Annotated in this window: 12 protein-coding genes; 11 read left to right on the forward strand and 1 reads right to left on the reverse strand. The window is 67.1% G+C overall.

What is annotated here, in order from left to right; translation table 11 throughout:
- The first annotated feature begins 35 nt into the window (after positions 1 to 35).
- The 5 genes from EEB15_RS01650 (at position 36) to EEB15_RS01670 (ending at position 10,086) form a co-directional block, all read left to right on the forward strand.
- The gene (locus EEB15_RS01650; protein ID WP_141507782.1) at positions 36 to 428 is read left to right on the forward strand and encodes a PleD family two-component system response regulator; all 393 of its coding nucleotides are present in this window, start codon (positions 36 to 38) and stop codon (positions 426 to 428) included.
- A complete protein-coding gene (locus EEB15_RS01655; RefSeq protein WP_141507783.1) occupies positions 428 to 793 on the forward strand; it encodes a response regulator transcription factor in 366 nt (121 codons plus the stop codon). The genes EEB15_RS01650 and EEB15_RS01655 overlap by 1 nt, the downstream gene beginning before the upstream one ends.
- 21 nt (positions 794 to 814) lie before the next feature.
- On the forward strand, positions 815 to 1,345 hold the full coding sequence (locus tag EEB15_RS01660) for a chemotaxis protein CheW (RefSeq protein WP_141507784.1): 531 nt from the start codon (positions 815 to 817) through the stop codon (positions 1,343 to 1,345).
- Positions 1,346 to 1,372: 27 nt separating this feature from the next.
- Positions 1,373 to 3,667, forward strand: coding sequence for a methyl-accepting chemotaxis protein (locus EEB15_RS01665; protein WP_141507785.1), 2,295 nt, complete (start codon positions 1,373 to 1,375; stop codon positions 3,665 to 3,667).
- Positions 3,668 to 3,855: 188 nt separating this feature from the next.
- Positions 3,856 to 10,086 (forward strand): Hpt domain-containing protein, encoded by a 6,231-nt coding sequence (locus EEB15_RS01670; protein ID WP_141507786.1) that lies wholly within the window; start codon positions 3,856 to 3,858, stop codon positions 10,084 to 10,086.
- Here EEB15_RS01670 and EEB15_RS01675 read toward each other — a convergent pair whose 3' ends face one another.
- Positions 10,087 to 11,550 carry a deoxyribodipyrimidine photo-lyase gene (locus EEB15_RS01675; RefSeq protein WP_141507787.1) on the reverse strand — a complete coding sequence of 488 codons (1,464 nt, stop codon included), beginning with the start codon at positions 11,548 to 11,550 and terminating at the stop codon, positions 10,087 to 10,089.
- Positions 11,551 to 11,591: 41 nt separating this feature from the next.
- Between EEB15_RS01675 and EEB15_RS01680 the strand changes: the two genes are divergently transcribed.
- From EEB15_RS01680 to EEB15_RS01705, 6 genes are all read left to right on the forward strand, one after another.
- Positions 11,592 to 12,191: a YqgE/AlgH family protein gene (locus EEB15_RS01680; RefSeq protein WP_141507788.1), complete on the forward strand. Its 600-nt coding sequence runs from the start codon at positions 11,592 to 11,594 to the stop codon at positions 12,189 to 12,191.
- A gap of 94 nt (positions 12,192 to 12,285) precedes the next feature.
- Complete coding sequence (gene ruvX / locus EEB15_RS01685; protein ID WP_141508015.1) at positions 12,286 to 12,687, forward strand: Holliday junction resolvase RuvX; 402 nt, start codon at positions 12,286 to 12,288, stop codon at positions 12,685 to 12,687.
- On the forward strand, positions 12,684 to 13,181 hold the full coding sequence (gene pyrR / locus EEB15_RS01690) for a bifunctional pyr operon transcriptional regulator/uracil phosphoribosyltransferase PyrR (protein WP_141507789.1): 498 nt from the start codon (positions 12,684 to 12,686) through the stop codon (positions 13,179 to 13,181). Before ruvX ends, pyrR begins: the two co-directional genes overlap by 4 nt.
- 7 nt (positions 13,182 to 13,188) lie before the next feature.
- Complete coding sequence (locus EEB15_RS01695; RefSeq protein WP_141507790.1) at positions 13,189 to 14,151, forward strand: aspartate carbamoyltransferase catalytic subunit; 963 nt, start codon at positions 13,189 to 13,191, stop codon at positions 14,149 to 14,151.
- Positions 14,148 to 15,452 (forward strand): dihydroorotase, encoded by a 1,305-nt coding sequence (locus tag EEB15_RS01700; RefSeq protein ID WP_141507791.1) that lies wholly within the window; start codon positions 14,148 to 14,150, stop codon positions 15,450 to 15,452. The genes EEB15_RS01695 and EEB15_RS01700 overlap by 4 nt, the downstream gene beginning before the upstream one ends.
- Positions 15,449 to 16,183, forward strand: a complete 735-nt coding sequence (locus EEB15_RS01705) for a lysophospholipid acyltransferase family protein (protein WP_370283299.1) — start codon at positions 15,449 to 15,451, stop codon at positions 16,181 to 16,183. The genes EEB15_RS01700 and EEB15_RS01705 overlap by 4 nt, the downstream gene beginning before the upstream one ends.
- Positions 16,184 to 16,186: the final 3 nt, after the last annotated feature.

Below are 16,186 nucleotides of genomic sequence, written 5' to 3' on the forward strand. Positions count from 1 at the left end.
CACCCACAGCAGTTACAAATGAGGAGCAGCGTCAAGTGAGCACGACTGGGTTCAAGGTGCTGGTGATCGACGACAGCAACACGATCCGGCGCAGTGCAGAGATTTTCCTGAAGCAGGGTGGCCACGATGTATTGCTGGCCGAGGATGGTTTTGACGCGTTGGCGAAGGTCAACGATTACCAGCCCAACCTGATCTTCTGCGACATCCTCATGCCCCGCCTCGATGGTTACCAGACCTGCGCGATCATCAAGCGCAACGCCAAATTCGCCTCGGTGCCCGTGGTGATGCTGTCTTCCAAGGACGGCGTCTTCGACAAGGCGCGGGGCCGCATGGTCGGGTCGCAAGACTACCTGACCAAACCGTTTACCAAGGACCAGCTGTTGCAGACCGTGCAGCAGTTCGGGGCCGCAAAAGAAGGAGTGATGTGATGGCGATTAAAAAAGTCCTCGTCGTGGACGATTCCAAGACCGAGTTGATGTTCATGACGGATTTGCTGCAGAAGAACGGCTTCGCCGTGAAGACGGCCGAGAACGCCGAAGACGCCTTCCGGCGCCTGGCCGAAGAGAAGCCGGACTTGATCTTGATGGATGTGGTGATGCCGGGCCAGAACGGCTTCCAGCTGACGCGTGCCATCACGCGTGACCCGCTCTATGCCGACGTGCCGATCATCATGTGCACGTCGAAGAACCAGGAGACCGACCGGGTCTGGGGCATGCGGCAAGGGGCGCGGGATTACATCACGAAACCTGTGGATGCCGATGAGTTGATGGCCAAGATCAAGGCCCTTAGTTGATCTCTTAACGAAACTCGAGACATGGCCAATCGCGAAGCGCTTCGAGAACTCCAAAGCCGGCTGGCAAGCCGGCTCCAGGCCGCCCGCACGGAAGGTGTGCAGGCGTCGTGGCTGGCCGTTGAATCCGCAGGTGCCAAGTACCTGTTCCCGCTCGCCCAGTCGGGCGAGATTTTCCCTTTTGCCAACGCGCAGCCGGTGCCCTACACGCAGGACTGGTTCCTGGGCGTGGCCAACCTGCGCGGCGGCCTCTACGGGGTCGTGGACCTGGCCAGCTTCATGGCCGGCCGCGCCCCCGCCATGCGTTCCGATGCCACGCGGGCCGAATCCCGGCTCGTTGCGCTCAACGCGATGCTTGAAGTCAATTGCGCCCTGCTCATCGACCGGCTGGCGGGCCTGCGCAACCTGGATGCCTTTTCTTCTTCCAGCGAACCGCCCGAAGGTGCGCCTGGATATTTCGGCAGCGGCTACACCGATGCCAATGGTGCGTACTGGCAGGAGATCAACCTCCAGGCGCTATCGCAACAACCCCAGTTCCTGAGCATCAGCGCTTAAGCCCTAGTTCCCCGGAAGGCCTTCACCATGTCCGTCGTTGAGAAACTGTCCAGCCTGTTTTCGAAAAAGAGAGCCGACCCGGTCGCCGAAACCACCGGCGACCTGAGCCTCGGCATGCCCGATGCGTCCATCGACCCGATGATGGCGACGGGCGCCATGGAGAGCAGCCAGGCCGTCGCGATGACACCGGCCGACCCGGACAGCATCGGCCAGGACGAGTCCGCTGCCTCGCCGCTCGACGCGATCCAGGAAGCCGAACTGATTTCCGTGCCGCTGCTCGGGCGGCGCACCATCATTACGCACCAGCGGATCCTGTTCACCTTGCTGGCCCTGTCGCTGGTGGTGTTGGGCTCGGTGGCTGTGTTCGCGGTGCGGCAGGCCGACACGGTCGCCCAGCAGGTGGCCGGTACCGGCCAGTCGCTGATGCAGTCGCAGCGCCTCGCCAAATCGGTGTCGCAGGCCCTGGTGGGTAGCGCACAGGCCTTCCCCGACGTGAAGGAAAGCGCCGGCGTGCTGGCCAAGACGGTGCGCGGCCTGAAGGGCGGCGACGAGTCGCTGCGCCTGCAGCCGGTGGGCACTGAACTCCAGGAAGACGTCGAAAAGATCCTTCCCATGATGGAGCGCGCTGAAAAGAACGCCGGCACCGTCATGAGCCAGGAGAAGATCCTGACGCAGGTGGGCAACGCCCTGCGCACGATTAACCGCCAGTCTTCCGACCTGCTGGAAATCGCGGAAACGGTGTCGTCGCTGAAGCTGCAGCAGAACGCCCCCCCCGCCGAAATCTCCGCCGCCGGCCAGCTGGTGATGTTGACGCAGCGTATCGGTAAGTCGGCCAACGAATTCCTGACGATGGAAGGCGTGTCGCCCGAGGCCGTGTTCCTGCTGGGCAAGGACTTGAACTCGTTCAAGGAAATCGCGCAAGGCCTGCTCGATGGCAGCCCCGAGCTGCGGCTGGCCGGCTCGAAAGACCCGCAGACCCGCGAGCGCCTGGAAGCGCTGATGAAGCTCTACGAACAGACCCGCACGCAAGCCGGCGCCATTCTGGGCAACCTGCAGGGCCTGGTGTCCGCCCGTGAAGCGCAGGCGGCGATCATTGCCGACAGCGAGCCGCTGCGCCGCTCGATGGAAGACCTGCAGGGCAAGCTGTCCGCACAGACCGGCCTGGGCGTCGGCGCCTTGGTCGCCCTGGGCATCGCGGCCTTGTTCGCGATCATGTGCTCCGTCGGCTTGGCCTACGTGCAGCTGCAGGACAGCCGCAAGCGCCAGACGGTGGCCGAAGCGCAGCGGCTGGAAGCCGAGCAGCAGGAGCAGGAAGCCAAGCGCGTGAACGACGCCAACCAGGCGGCCATTTTGCGACTGATGAACGAACTGCAGACAGTGGCCGAAGGCGACCTGACGCAGGAAGCCACGGTGACGGAAGACATCACGGGCGCCATCGCCGACTCGGTGAACTACACGGTGGAAGAGTTGCGGCAGCTGGTGGGTAACGTGCAGAACACGGCGACGAAGGTGGCCCAGACGACGGCGCAGGTGGAAAGCACGTCGACCGAGCTGCTGGCGGCGTCCACGGAGCAGCTGCGCGAAATTCGCGAAACCGGCCAGTCGGTGCTCGACATGGCAGGCCGAATCAACCAGGTGTCGGGCCAGGCGCAAGAGTCAGCCCAGGTGGCCCGGCAATCGCTGCTGGCCGCCGAGTCTGGTCTCTCGGCCGTGCAGAACGCCATCGGCGGCATGAACTCGATTCGCGACCAGATCCAGGAAACTTCCAAGCGGATCAAGCGGCTGGGTGAATCGTCGCAGGAGATTGGTGAAATCACGGAGCTGATCTCGGACATTACCGAACAGACGAACGTGCTGGCTCTTAACGCGGCCATTCAAGCGGCGTCAGCCGGTGAAGCCGGACGAGGCTTCTCGGTGGTGGCCGAAGAAGTGCAGCGACTGGCCGAACGCTCCGCGGACGCCACGCGCCAGATCTCGGCGCTGGTGAAGGCCATTCAGACCGACACGCAGGATGCCGTGGCCGCCATGGAACGCTCCACGCAGGGTGTGGTGGAAGGGGCCAAGCTGTCGGACAACGCAGGCACGGCGCTGACCGAGATCGACCAGGTGTCGCGCAAACTCGCTGACCTGATTGAGCAGATTTCGAACTCCGCGTCGAAAGAAGCCGAGTCCGCCAACGTCGTGGCCGGCAACATCCAGCACATTTTCGCGGTGACGGAACAGACCGGAGAAGGTACCCGCTCGACGGCCCAGCAGGTGCGCGAACTCTCCCGCATGGCCGAGGAACTCCGCCAGTCGGTGTCGCGATTCAAAATCGCCTGAATGATGGCTCCCCCCCGAGGCGCCTTCGGCGTGAAGTCACAGCCAGAGGCTGTGACTCTTCGATGCCGTCCAGACCTGCGCAGGCAGGTCTGGAGCCGCGGCCTCTCAGCCCCCTCAATGGGGCGCCACCAGCGGCCCGGCAAAGCCGGTTCCGCGGTGGCCCCCGTACTACATAGCACGGGTGTGTGATGGAAGCAGCAACCGAAATCGATGTCGCCACCACAGACCTGGGCCCGTTGGCCTGGGTGCTGGACGAACTGCGCAAGTCGCTCGACTCCGCGTCTGCCGCGCTTCGCCGCTTCGTGCGCGACACCGCCCTCGCGCGGGGCACGGACATGGCCTCGGTCGATGGCGGGCACCTGCGCATCGCGCGGCAGCAGCTGCACCAGGCGGTCGGCGCGCTCGAGATGGTGGGGCTGGGCGCCCCGGCGCACATGCTGCGCTGCATGGAAGCGGCCGTCCAGAAATTCGTCGAGAAGCCGGAGCTGTGCAATGAGGCCGCGTCCGCCAAAGTGGAGCGCGCGGGCTTCGCGCTGACCGAATACCTCGAAGGCGTGCTGATGGGCAAGGCCGCGTCCGCCGTGGCGCTGTTCCCGCAGTACCGCGACGTGCAGGAGCTCGCCGGCGCGGACCGCATCCATCCCGCCGACCTGTGGGGCATGGAGTGGCGCTGGAACGACCCGGCCACGCCAGCGGTCGGCGAAGCGCGCGTCTACGATCCGGCCGTTCGCGCGCGCATGGACCAGGCGGTGCTGAAAGTCATGAAGTCGGGCGACCCCGATGCCGCCCGCGAGATGGTCAAGGTGAGCCTGTCGCTCGCGGCCACGCAGTCGGCGCGCCAGCCGAAGATTTTCTGGAAGATTTGCGCGGGCTATTTCGAGGCCGTGGGCCTTGGCCTGCTGCCGCTCGATCTCTATGTGAAGCGCGCCGGTTCGCGCGTGCTGCTGCAATACGCCGCGCTCGCCAAGGGCGAGCTGGGCGTGTCCGACCGCCTGGCCCAGGACCTGGTCTTCTTCTGTTCGCAAGCCGTTCCGGCGCAGGGCTCGGATGCGCCGTCCCTGGCCGCCGTGCGCGAGGCCTGGACGCTCGCGCGGTTCACGCCGGTCGACTACCAGACGGCGCAGTACGGCCGGTTCGACCCGGTGCTGCTGGCGCAGGCGCGCAAGCGCATCGTCGCCGCCAAGGAAACATGGTCGGGCCTTTCGGGTGGGGACGTGAGCAAGCTCAAGGGCCTCACGGACCAGTTCCACCTGGTTAGCGATTCGCTCACCAAGCTGCACCCGCCCAGCGCGCCGCTGGCCGCGTCGCTTTCCAGCGTGATCGATGCCGTCGCGCGCTCGGGCCGTGCGCCCGCCGCCGAACTTGCGATGGAAGTCGCGACGGCCGTGCTGTACCTCGAAGCGGCATTCGAAGACCTGGATCCGGCCGACAACGAACTGGCCGTCCGCACCGCGCGGCTGGCCGAGCGCCTGAATACCGCCAGCCAGGGCGGCCAGCCGGAAGCGCTGGAACCCTGGATGGAAGAGCTGTACCGCCGCGTCAGCGACCGCCAGACCATGGGCAGCGTCGTGGGCGAGCTGCGCGGCACGCTGGGCGAGCTCGAGAAGCTGCTCGACCAGTTCTTCCGCAACACCCAGGACAAGGCGCCGCTGCGCGATGCGCCGGGCCATCTGGCCCAGATGCGCGGTGTGCTTTCCGTGCTCGGCCTCGACCAGGCCGCGCAGGCCGTGTTGCGCATGCGCGAGGCCGTCGAGGAAATCATCGTCACCGAGATCGACGACGAGCGCGCCCGTACGGCCGGCACGTTCGACAAGTTGGGCAACAACCTGGGCGCGCTGGGTTTCCTCATCGACATGCTCAATTACCAGCCGTCGCTGGCCAAGAAGCTGTTCGTCTATGACGACAGCACGGGCGAGCTGCGGCCGCTGATGGGACGCACCGGGCACTCCGTGCCGGAAAACGACGAGCCGGCCGACAACCTGTCGCAGCAAGTGATGTCGGTCGTGAGCAAGGCTGCCGAATCGGGGTTCAGCGAGCTCAGCAGCGAACTGGGGACGATCGAAGCCCAGGCCACGCTGGCCGAGAACAAGGGCGTGGCCCACGCCGCGCGCGAGATGGCGGCGGCGGTGTCCGCGCACAACTCTGGCGCCGCCGCGACGGCGCTGGGCAACCTGGCAGCGGCCGTGGCGACGCCGGTGGCCCCGGCGTCCGAGTCGGCGTCCGAACCGGACATCGAAGAAGACGACCTGCGCGACATCTTCCTGGAAGAGGCGCGCGAAGTCGTGCAGAACGGCTTGACGGCCATCAGCGCATTGGCGGCGAATCCAGGCGACGTGTCCGAGCTGACGACGCTGCGCCGCGCCTTCCATACTCTCAAGGGCAGCTCCCGGATGGTCGGCCTCACCGAGTTCGGCGAGGCGGCCTGGTCGCTCGAGCAGGTGCTCAACACCTGGCTGGCTGACCAGAAGGCCGCTACCGAAGACCTGCGGACTTTGGCGGGAAATGCGATGCGCGGCTTCTCGCGCTGGACCGATGACATCGCTGCCAACAGCGACGGCAAGTGGAGGGCGGGCATGTTCCGCGGCCCGGCCGATGCGCTGCGCACCGAACACAAACTGCTGCCGCTGGCACTGCCGCCCGAGACGCCCGCAGCCGAGGTTCTCGAAGTTGCGGCCGCGGAAGCGGTCGCGGTGGAACCGGTGATCGTGGAGATTCCCGGGGTGTTCGAGATGCCCGAGCCACCCGCCCCCGCGGTCGTGGCGCTTCCATCGGCCCTGCAGGTGGCGGAATTCGATCTCCAGCTGAGCAAGACCCAGAAGCTGGAACCGGTGCAGGTGGAGTCCGCGCCGTCCGAGCCCGAACCGATCTCCTTCGAGCTCGACCTGGGGCTGGTCGCCAAACCGGAAGCAGCGGCTGTTGCCACGCCGGAACCTGAAGTATCCGCACCCGCGCCCGTTGCTCCCGCCAAGCCTGCGTCGTTCGACATGACGCAGGTGATCCGTGGCGAAGCGCCCGAGGCGGCGGAGATCCCCCTCGACGAGTTGCCACCCGACTTCGATTTCGAGCTCGCGCCCGAGGCGCCGGCGCAAGACCGGCCGGCCGTGGAGATGCCCGTTGAAATCCAGGGCATCGACTTCGAGAGCCTGGCCGCTCTCGGCGGCACGCCGGCGGAGCCGGTGCCCGAAACGCCAGCAGTTCAAGCGCCTGCCGACGCGGGCCTGGAAATTTCCTTCTCCGAGGACGCAGCCGCAATCGACCTCGCAGCTTTCGACCTGCTGCCGCCGGAAGCCCCGGCCGTTGTTGAAGTGGCCGAGGCCGCCGAGCCCGCCGAAGCGATCGACGATCAGGTCAAGGTCATCGGCAGCACGCTGCGCATCGGCATCCCGCTGTACAACGTTTACCTGAACGAAGCCGACGAGTGGTCTCGCCGCCTCGCCACGGAAGTGGCGGAGTGGGCGCTGGAGCTGAACCAGCAGGTGCCCGATTCAACCGTGGGCCTGGCGCACGCGCTGGCCGGCAGTTCCGCCACGGTGGGCTTCCACGCGCTGTCCGACATCGCCCGCGCGCTGGAAAGCGCGCTGCTGCAGACCCAATCGCTCGCCTACGGCACGCCGCAGCACGGCAAGGCTTTCACCGAAGCGGCCGAAGAGATCCGGCGCCTGTTGCACCAGTTCGCCGCGGGCTTCCTGAAGGACCCGGACGCCGGCCTGATCCGCGCTCTCGTGGCCTTGAAGGACCTGGATATCCCGCAGCGGGCCGACATGCAGGAAGAGGATCCGTTCTCGGACTTCGCCGCACTCGAGCCCGTTGCCGCGCAGGCGCCCGAGCCTGAGCCGCCTGTCGTGCAACCGCCTGTCGCTGCGCCGGCACCGGTGGCCATTTCCGCGCCCGCGCCGGTCTTTGTCGTACCCGTTTCCATCGCGCCGCCTGTGCCCGTGCTCATGCCCGTTGCAGCCCCTGCGCCCGTGGCGCCGGTGGTCAGCCGCATCGTCACCGACTTCGGCGACGACCAGGACGACATCGACATCGTCGACGCGATCGACCCCGACCTGTTCCCGATCTTCGAGGAAGAGGCGATCGAACTCATGCCGCAACTGGGTGGCGCCCTGCGGCAGTGGGCAGCACGTCCGGAGAATCGCAGCGCGCGCGACGAAGTGCTGCGGGCCCTGCACACGCTCAAGGGCAGCGCGCGGCTGGCCGGCGCCCTGCGGCTGGGCGAGCTGACGCACCGCATGGAGTCGGAGATCGAGCACCTTGGCTCCGGCGGCGCGACCGACGCCGACCTCGAAGGGCTGCTGCACAGTTTCGACAACATGCAGGGGAATTTCGACCGGCTGCGCGCAACCGGCGGCATGCCGCCGGTTCCCGAAGTGCGGGCCGACGCCACACCCGAAGCGCCGCGCCTCGCCGACATACCCGCGGCTTCGGCCGCCGACGAAACGGCCACGCCGACGCCGACGGTGTCGCAGCCGGAACCGTCCGCCGACCCCGCGCTCAGGCGCGCGCTGCTGGCGCGCCCCGTCACCACCAATCTTGCGCCGCAGCGCGCGGCGGCCAACCAGGCTGTGCGCGTGCGCTCGCAGCTGCTGGACCGCCTGGTCAACCAGGCCGGCGAGGTGATGATCACGCGCTCGCGCCTGGAGGCCGAGTTGCGCCAGCTGCGTGGCTCGCTAACCGACTTGACGGGCAACCTGGACCGCCTGCGCAGCCAGCTGCGCGACATCGAGCTGCAAGCCGAGTCGCAGATGCAGTCTCGCTTGGCGCAAGCCAAGGATTCCGCGGCGGGCTTCGATCCGCTGGAGTTCGACCGATTCACCCGTGTGCAGGAGCTCACGCGCATGATGGCCGAGTCGGTGAACGACGTGGCCACGGTGCAGCGCAACCTGCAGCGCACCGTTGAATCGACCGAAGACGACCTGATCGCCCAGGCCCGCCAGACGCGCGAACTGCAGCGGGACCTGCTACGCACCCGCATGGTGGAGTTCGAAGGCATTTCCGATCGCCTGTACCGCGTGATCCGGCTCGCGTCGAAAGAAACGGGCAAGCAGGTGAAGCTGGACATCACCGGCGGCTCGATCGAAATGGACCGCGGCGTGCTGGACCGCATGACGCCCGCATTCGAGCACCTGCTGCGCAATTGCGTGGCGCATGGCATCGAGGACCCGGCGGTCCGCGTTGCCGCGGGCAAGGACGCGTCGGGCACCATCCTGATCGGGCTGCACCACGAAGGCAACGACGTGTCGGTGGAGTTCAAGGACGACGGCAGCGGCCTGAACCTGCCGCGAATCCGCGAAAAGGCGCTGCAGCAGGGCATGATCTCGCCCGGCCAGGAAATTTCCGACCAGGAAGCCGCGCAGATGATCTTCATGCCGGGCTTTTCGACGGCCACGCAGGTCACCGAGCTGTCCGGCCGCGGGATCGGCATGGACGTCGTTCGCGCGGAGGTGAACGCGCTGGGCGGACGCATCGAAACGACGACGGCTGCCGGCCAGGGCACCAGCTTCAAGCTGGTGCTGCCGCTGACCACCGCGGTGACGCAGGTGGTGATGATTCGCAGCGGCACGCTGTCGGTTGGCGTGCCCGCCAACGTGGTGGAAATCGTCCGCCGCGCCACAGCCAAGGAAGTGCAGCAGGCCTACAACACGGGCTTCTACGAGATGGGCGGCGAGCAGCTGCCGTTCTACTGGTCGGGCGCTTTGCTCCAGGCCTCCCAGCGCACCGCCGAGCCGCAGGGCAGGACACTGCCGGTGGTGGTGTTCCGAAGCGCCGCACAGCGAATCGCCGTGCACGTCGACGAAGTGCTGGGCAACCAGGAAGTGGTGGTGAAGAACCTCGGGCCGCAGCTCGCCCGCCTGCCTGGCCTCGCCGGGATGACGGTGCTGGCATCCGGCGCGGTGGTGCTGATCTACAACCCGGTCGCGTTGACGGCCGTGTACGGTGAGCAGGCGCGCCAGCTCAGCGCCGACAACGCGCAGCCGGACGTGCTGGAACGGGCCGGCGCACCCGCCAAGCCGGAGCCGCTGGCGCCGGCGGCTCCGCAGATCCCGCTGGTCCTGGTGGTCGACGACTCGATCACGGTGCGCCGCGTGACGCAACGCCTGCTGCAGCGCGAAGGTTACCGCGTCAGCATGGCGGCCGACGGCCTGCAGGCGCTGGAGCGGCTGGCGGAGGAAAAGCCCACGGTGGTGCTGTCGGACATCGAGATGCCGCGCATGGACGGCTTCGACCTGGCCCGCAACATCCGTGGCGACGCCCGCCTGAAAGACCTGCCGATCATCATGATCACCTCGCGCATCGCCGAAAAGCACCGCGAGCACGCCAAGGAGCTGGGCGTCGACCACTACCTGGGCAAGCCCTACTCGGAAGAAGAGCTGCTCAGCCTGGTCAAGCACTACTGCACGGCGATGATCTCCGTCTGATCAGGCCGGGGCCTGGCGGACGGCGCCGTAGCGGCTTAACGTCCGCGCCCGGGCTTCGTCATGGTCGACCACCGGCCGCGGATAGTCTTTCCCCAGTTCGATGCCCGCCGCTGCCAGCAACAGCGCACCCGTCTCCCACGGCGCGTGCCGCGCGTCCACCGGCAAATCGGCAAGCTGCGGCAGCCATTGCGCGATGAACGCGCCTTCGGCATCGAACTTGCGGCTCTGGCTCACCGGGTTGAAGATGCGGAAGTACGGCTGCGCGTCGCAGCCGGTCGAGGCCGCCCATTGCCAGCCGCCGTTGTTGGCCGCGAGGTCGTAGTCGAGCAGTTTCTCCGCGAAATAGCGCTCGCCACGGCGCCAGTCGATCCCGAGATCCTTGGTGAGAAAGCTCGCCGTCACCATGCGCAGGCGGTTGTGCATATACCCCGTGCGATTGAGCTGCACCATGGCTGCATCGACCAGCGGATAGCCCGTGCGTCCTTCGCACCAGGCGGCGAACAGTTCGTCGGCCTGTGCGCCGGTTTCCCAGTCGATGGCGTCGTATGCCGGCTTGAAGCTACCCTGGGTGACATGCGGAAAATTGGCCAGGATCTGGAAATAGAAGTCGCGCCAGATCAATTCGCCGAGCCACACGTCCGAACCCTCGCCCGGGTTCGAGCGCGCGGCGCGCACAGCCTCGCGAACCGACAGCGTCCCGAAGCGCAGGTGCACGCTCAAGTAGCTGGGACCCTTCACCGAGGGAAAGTCGCGTGCAGCGCCATAACGGTCGATGCGGGTCAGGAAGTCGTCCAGGAGGCGCCGGGCGCCCGCGACGCCGGCCGGCACGGCGAGCGCGGCCAGGTCCGTGGGTTCAAACCCGATCTGCGCGAGCGAAGGCACGCCTTGCCGCATCGCCGGGGGCCGGGTCACCAGCCGGCGCGCCAGGCGCTCGACCGCGCAAGGCGCCAACGCTGGGTCGCCAACCTTGGCCAGCCACGCTCTCTTGTAGGGCGTGAAAACGGTGTACGGCGTTTGCGACTGTGTGAGCAGCTCGCGGCCTTCGAAAACCACTTGGTCTTTGTCCAGATGAAAGACGATCCGCTGCGCGGCCAATGCTGTTCGCACCCGGTCGTCGCGCTCCAAAGCGTCCGGCTCGTAGTCGCGGTTGGCGAAAACCGCCTCGATGCCCAAAGTGCGGGCCAACGTCGGCACCTCGACCGCGGCGACGGCGTGGCGCACGATCAGCCCTGCTCCCGGGGCGGCGGCGAGCGCGCGCAACGCCGCGTCGAGCTGCACCAGGCATTCGTGGATGAATTCGACGCGGCGGTCCTGGCGCGGCAACGCGTCCAGGATCTCCCGGTCGAAGACGAACACGCAGTGAACCTGCCGGCAACGCGCCAGCGCTCGGCGCAGCGCCGCATTGTCGTGGGCCCGCAGGTCGCGCCGAAACCACATCAGACCAGCCGCGTAGGGTGTTTCCATTTCTGCGCCGGCAGGCGGGGGCCCGGAGTTAAAATTCGATCATGCCCGCCGACGACACCTCGATCAACCTCACGCATCATTTCCTGATCGCGATGCCGGGGATGGAGGACGAGGCGTTTGCCAAGAGCGTCGTCTACCTGTGTGAGCACAGCGCCCGCGGCGCGCTGGGCCTGGTGATCAACAAGCCCAGCGACATCAACCTGCGCAACCTGTTCGACAAGGTCGAACTGCCGTTGGGCCGCGACGACCTGGCTGCGACGCCGGTGTTTCAGGGCGGCCCGGTGCAAACGGAGCGCGGTTTCGTTTTGCACGAGGCCGTGTTCGCTTCCGACGCGGCGCCCAGCGAGCCGGTCTACGCATCGACCATGACGATTCCCGGTGGGTTGGAGATGACCACGTCCAAGGACGTCCTGGAGGCGCTCTCCACCGGTGCCGGCCCGCGCAAGGTGCTGGTCTCGCTCGGCTACTCGGCCTGGGGCGAGGGCCAGCTGGAGTCTGAAATCGCCGAGAACAGCTGGCTCACGGTCGGCGCCGATCTGCGCGTCATCTTCGACACGCCCATCGAGCAACGCTACGACAAAGCCCTCGCCCTGCTCGGGCTGCAGGCGTACATGCTCTCTCCAGACGCGGGGCATTCATGAGCCCCCACGCTTGTCACTTCGTGTACTGCGCTGCCCCCCAAGGGGGCCACATCCGCCTTGGGGCGGCCCGGCGGAGGACGGCGTGAGCCCTCCGATGCTTGATGTCCCCTCCCACTTCCAGACCTTTTTAGCTTTCGATTTCGGTGCCAAGCGCACCGGGGTTGCCGTGGGCAATCGCCTCTTGGGCACCGCCACGCCCCAGGCGACGATCAGGGCCGAGGGCGATGCGCGCCTGGAGGCGGCTCAGGCGCGCGTGCGCGAATGGCAGCCCGATGCGGTGGTGGTCGGCGTACCGTTCCATCCCGATGGCGCGAGCCACGACAATACGGCGCGGGCGAAAAAATTCGCCCGCCAGCTGCGGGGGCGGCTGAAGGTGCCGGTGTACGAAGTGGACGAACGCTACAGCACCACCGAAGCACTGTCGGCGGGCGCGAGCGACGCGGATGCAGGCGCGGCCTGCGTGATTCTTGAACAATTTTTGAGGAGCTTGAAGTGAGCAACCTCGTTTTGGATGCAGAGGCCCTGTATCGCGAGCTGCTGCGCGGCGTGCAGCAGATGCGCGCCCCCGACACCCGGCTGGTGGGCATCACCTCCGGCGGCGCGTGGCTCGCCGAACGCCTGCACAAGGACCTCGGCCTGACGGGCGAGGTCGGCGTGATCTCTTCGGCGATGCACCGCGACGATTTTGCCAAGCGCGGCCTGTCCGGCGCGGGCCAGCAGACGCAGCTGCGCTTCGACGTCAACGATTCGCACATCGTGCTGCTGGACGACGTTCTCTACACGGGGCGCACCATCCGCGCTGTGCTCAATGAGCTGTTCGACTACGGCCGCCCGGCCAGCGTGAAGCTCGCGGTGCTGGTGGACCGCGGCGGGCGTGAATTGCCGGTGCAGGCGGACTACGCCGCGGCGCGCGTGACGATCCCGGCTGCGCAATCGCTGGCACTGGCGAGAGACGACGCAGGCAAGTTCAGCTTCAAGGTGGAGGGCTGAAATCGATATGCTCTACAAACGAAACCCCCAACTCAACAAGAACGGCGAACTCATTCACCTGCTCTCCATCGAGGGCTTGCCGCGTGAGATCGTCACGCACATCCTCGACACGGCGGGCAGCTTCGTCAGCGTCAGCGACCGCGAAGTGAAGAAGGTGCCGCTCCTGCGCGGCAAGAGCGTGTTCAACCTGTTCTTCGAGAATTCGACGCGCACCCGCACCACCTTCGAGATCGCGGCGACGCGCCTCTCCGCCGACGTGATCAACCTGGACATCGCGCGCTCCTCGGCCTCCAAGGGTGAATCGCTGCTGGACACCATCGCCAACCTCTCCGCCATGGCCGCCGACCTCTTCGTGGTGCGGCACAGCGAATCGGGCGCGCCCTACCTCATTGCCCAGCATGTCGCGCCGCACGTGCACGTGATCAATGCGGGCGACGGCCGTCACGCGCACCCGACGCAGGGCCTGTTGGACATGTACACGATCCGGCACTACAAGAAGGACTTCTCCAACCTCACGGTGGCGATCGTCGGCGACGTGCTGCACTCGCGCGTCGCGCGTTCCGACATCCACGCGCTCACCACGCTGGGCTGCGCCGAAGTGCGGGTGGTGGGGCCCAAGACGCTGGTGCCGGCCGACATGTCGCAAATGGGCGTGCGCGTCTTCCACTCGCTGGAAGAGGGCATCAAGGGCTGCGACGTCGTCATCATGCTGAGGCTGCAGAACGAGCGCATGACCGGCGCGCTGCTGCCCTCGTCGCAGGAGTTCTCCAAGAGCTTTGGCCTCACGCCGGAGAAACTGCAGCACGCCAAGCCCGACGCCATCGTGATGCACCCCGGGCCTATCAACCGCGGCGTGGAGATCGACTCGGCGGTGGTCGACGGCAAGCAGAGCGTCATCCTGCCGCAGGTCACGTTCGGCATCGCGGTGCGCATGGCTGTCATGAGCATCGTCGCGGGGAACGAAGCATGAAGATCCTCATCAAGAACGGCCGGGTGATGAACCCCGCCACCAATTTCGACGAAATCTGCGACATCGCGCTGGCGGCGGGCCGCATCGTTTCGATCGGCAAGATCGCGCCGACGTTCGCGCCCAGCAGGACCATCGACGCATCCGGCTGCATCGTCGCGCCGGGCCTGGTCGACCTGGCGGCGCGGCTGCGCGAACCCGGCCACGAGCACGAGGGCATGCTGGAGAGTGAGATGGCCGCGGCCGTCGCCGGCGGTGTCACCAGCCTGGTGTGCCCGCCCGACACCGAGCCGGTGCTTGACGAGCCGGGCCTGGTCGAGATGCTGAAGTTCCGCGCCGAAAAGCTGCACCAGGCGCGCGTGTTCCCGCTCGGCGCTCTCACGCGCAACCTTGAAGGCGAAACGCTCACAGAGATGATGGAGCTGACGGAATCCGGCTGCGTCGGCTTCAGCCAGGCCGAAGTGCCGTTGGAGAGCACGCAGGTGCTGCAACGCGCGCTGCAATACGCGGCCACCTACGGCTACACCACCTGGCTGCGGCCGCAGGAACTGCACCTGGGCAAGGGCGTCGCCGCGAGCGGCGCTCTGGCCACGCGGCTCGGGCTGTCCGGCGTGCCGGTGGCCGCGGAGACCATCGCGCTGTACACGATCTTCGAGCTCGTGAAGTCCACCGGCGCGCGTGTCCACCTGTGCCGCTTGAGCAGCGCGGCGGGCGTCGAGCTGGTGCGCCAGGCGAAGGAGCAGGGCCTGCCCATCACCTGCGACGTCAGCATCAACTCGTTGCACCTCACGGATGTGGACATCGGCTACTTCGACAGCCGCATGCGCCTGAACCCGCCGCTGCGCCAGCAGCGTGACCGCGACGCGTTGCGCGAAGGCCTGGCCGACGGCACCATCGACGCACTGGTGTCGGACCACACGCCGGTCGACGAGGACGCGAAGACGCTGCCCTTCGCCGAAGCCGAACCGGGCGCCACCGGGCTGGAACTTCTGCTGGGCCTGGCGCTCAAGTGGGGCCAGGAAAGCGGATGCGGCCTCACGCGCGCCCTCGCGGTTCTGACCAGCGAGCCGGCACGCGTGCTGGGCTCCGCGCTGGGCACGCTGCAGGCGAGTGCGGGTCAGCTGGTCGAAGGCGGCATCGCGGATGTCTGCGTGTTCGACACCCAAGCCGAATGGACAGTGACCGCCGAGTCGCTGCGCAGCCAGGGCAAACACACACCGTTCTCGGGCTACGAGCTGCCAGGGCGCGTGCGCTGCACCATCGCCGGCGGCCAGGTCGCGTACGAAGGTCAGGAAAGGCTCTGAAAGTCCCGCGCGCCGTCTGGCGATTCGCCCGCGGCTTCGTGCACGCGCTGGCGGGGCTGGCGAGCGTCGTCTTCATGTTTCCGCGAATGAGCGAGGCGCAGCGGCAGGAGCGGGTCCAGGCGTGGTCGTGCGGCATGCTGGGCGTCATGGGCATCGCGCTGCAGGTGCGCGGTACGCCGCCTGGAGCCGGGCCGATGCTGCTCGCGGCCAACCACATCTCCTGGCTGGACATCCTGGTGATGCATGCGGCGCGCCACTGCCGCTTCGTCGCCAAGTCCGAAGTGCGGCACTGGCCCTTGATCGGCACGCTGGCGACCGGCGCCGGCACGCTCTACATCGAACGCGAATCGCGGCGCGATGCCATGCGTGTCGTGCACCACATGGCCGAGAGCCTGAAGGCCGGCGACATCCTGGCCGTGTTTCCGGAGGGAACAACCAGCGACGGCGTCACGCTGCTGCCGTTTCATGCCAACTTGCTGCAGGCGGCCATTTCCGCCGACGCTCCCGTGCAGCCTGTGGCGCTGCAATTCATCGACACCGCGAGCGGGGAAGCGAGCCTCACACCGTGCTACATCGACGACGACACCCTGGTCGGCTCGATCTGGCGCACGTTGAGCGGTCCGCCGATCACGGCGGTGGTGAGCTATGGTGCGCCGGAGTTTGCACGAGGCCGCGGGCGCCGGGCGTGGGCCGCCGATCTGCGCGAGGCGGTGGATGCGTTGCGGCGCTGAAGA

The sequence above is a fragment of the Ramlibacter sp. WS9 genome (genome assembly GCF_003797765.1).
Taxonomy (GTDB): domain Bacteria; phylum Pseudomonadota; class Gammaproteobacteria; order Burkholderiales; family Burkholderiaceae_C; genus Ramlibacter.

Bases quoted from the DNA above. Each gene is read 5' to 3' on its own strand.
- EEB15_RS01655 (WP_141507783.1), top strand. From the start codon at position 428: ATGGCGATTAAAAAAGTCCTCGTCGTGGACGATTCCAAGACCGAGTTG.
- EEB15_RS01660 (WP_141507784.1), top strand. From the start codon at position 815: ATGGCCAATCGCGAAGCGCTTCGAGAACTCCAAAGCCGGCTGGCAAGC.
- EEB15_RS01665 (WP_141507785.1), top strand. From the start codon at position 1,373: ATGTCCGTCGTTGAGAAACTGTCCAGCCTGTTTTCGAAAAAGAGAGCC.
- EEB15_RS01670 (WP_141507786.1), top strand. From the start codon at position 3,856: ATGGAAGCAGCAACCGAAATCGATGTCGCCACCACAGACCTGGGCCCG.
- EEB15_RS01675 (WP_141507787.1), bottom strand. From the start codon at position 11,550: ATGGAAACACCCTACGCGGCTGGTCTGATGTGGTTTCGGCGCGACCTG.
- EEB15_RS01680 (WP_141507788.1), top strand. From the start codon at position 11,592: ATGCCCGCCGACGACACCTCGATCAACCTCACGCATCATTTCCTGATC.
- ruvX (WP_141508015.1), top strand. From the start codon at position 12,286: ATGCTTGATGTCCCCTCCCACTTCCAGACCTTTTTAGCTTTCGATTTC.
- EEB15_RS01695 (WP_141507790.1), top strand. From the start codon at position 13,189: ATGCTCTACAAACGAAACCCCCAACTCAACAAGAACGGCGAACTCATT.
- EEB15_RS01700 (WP_141507791.1), top strand. From the start codon at position 14,148: ATGAAGATCCTCATCAAGAACGGCCGGGTGATGAACCCCGCCACCAAT.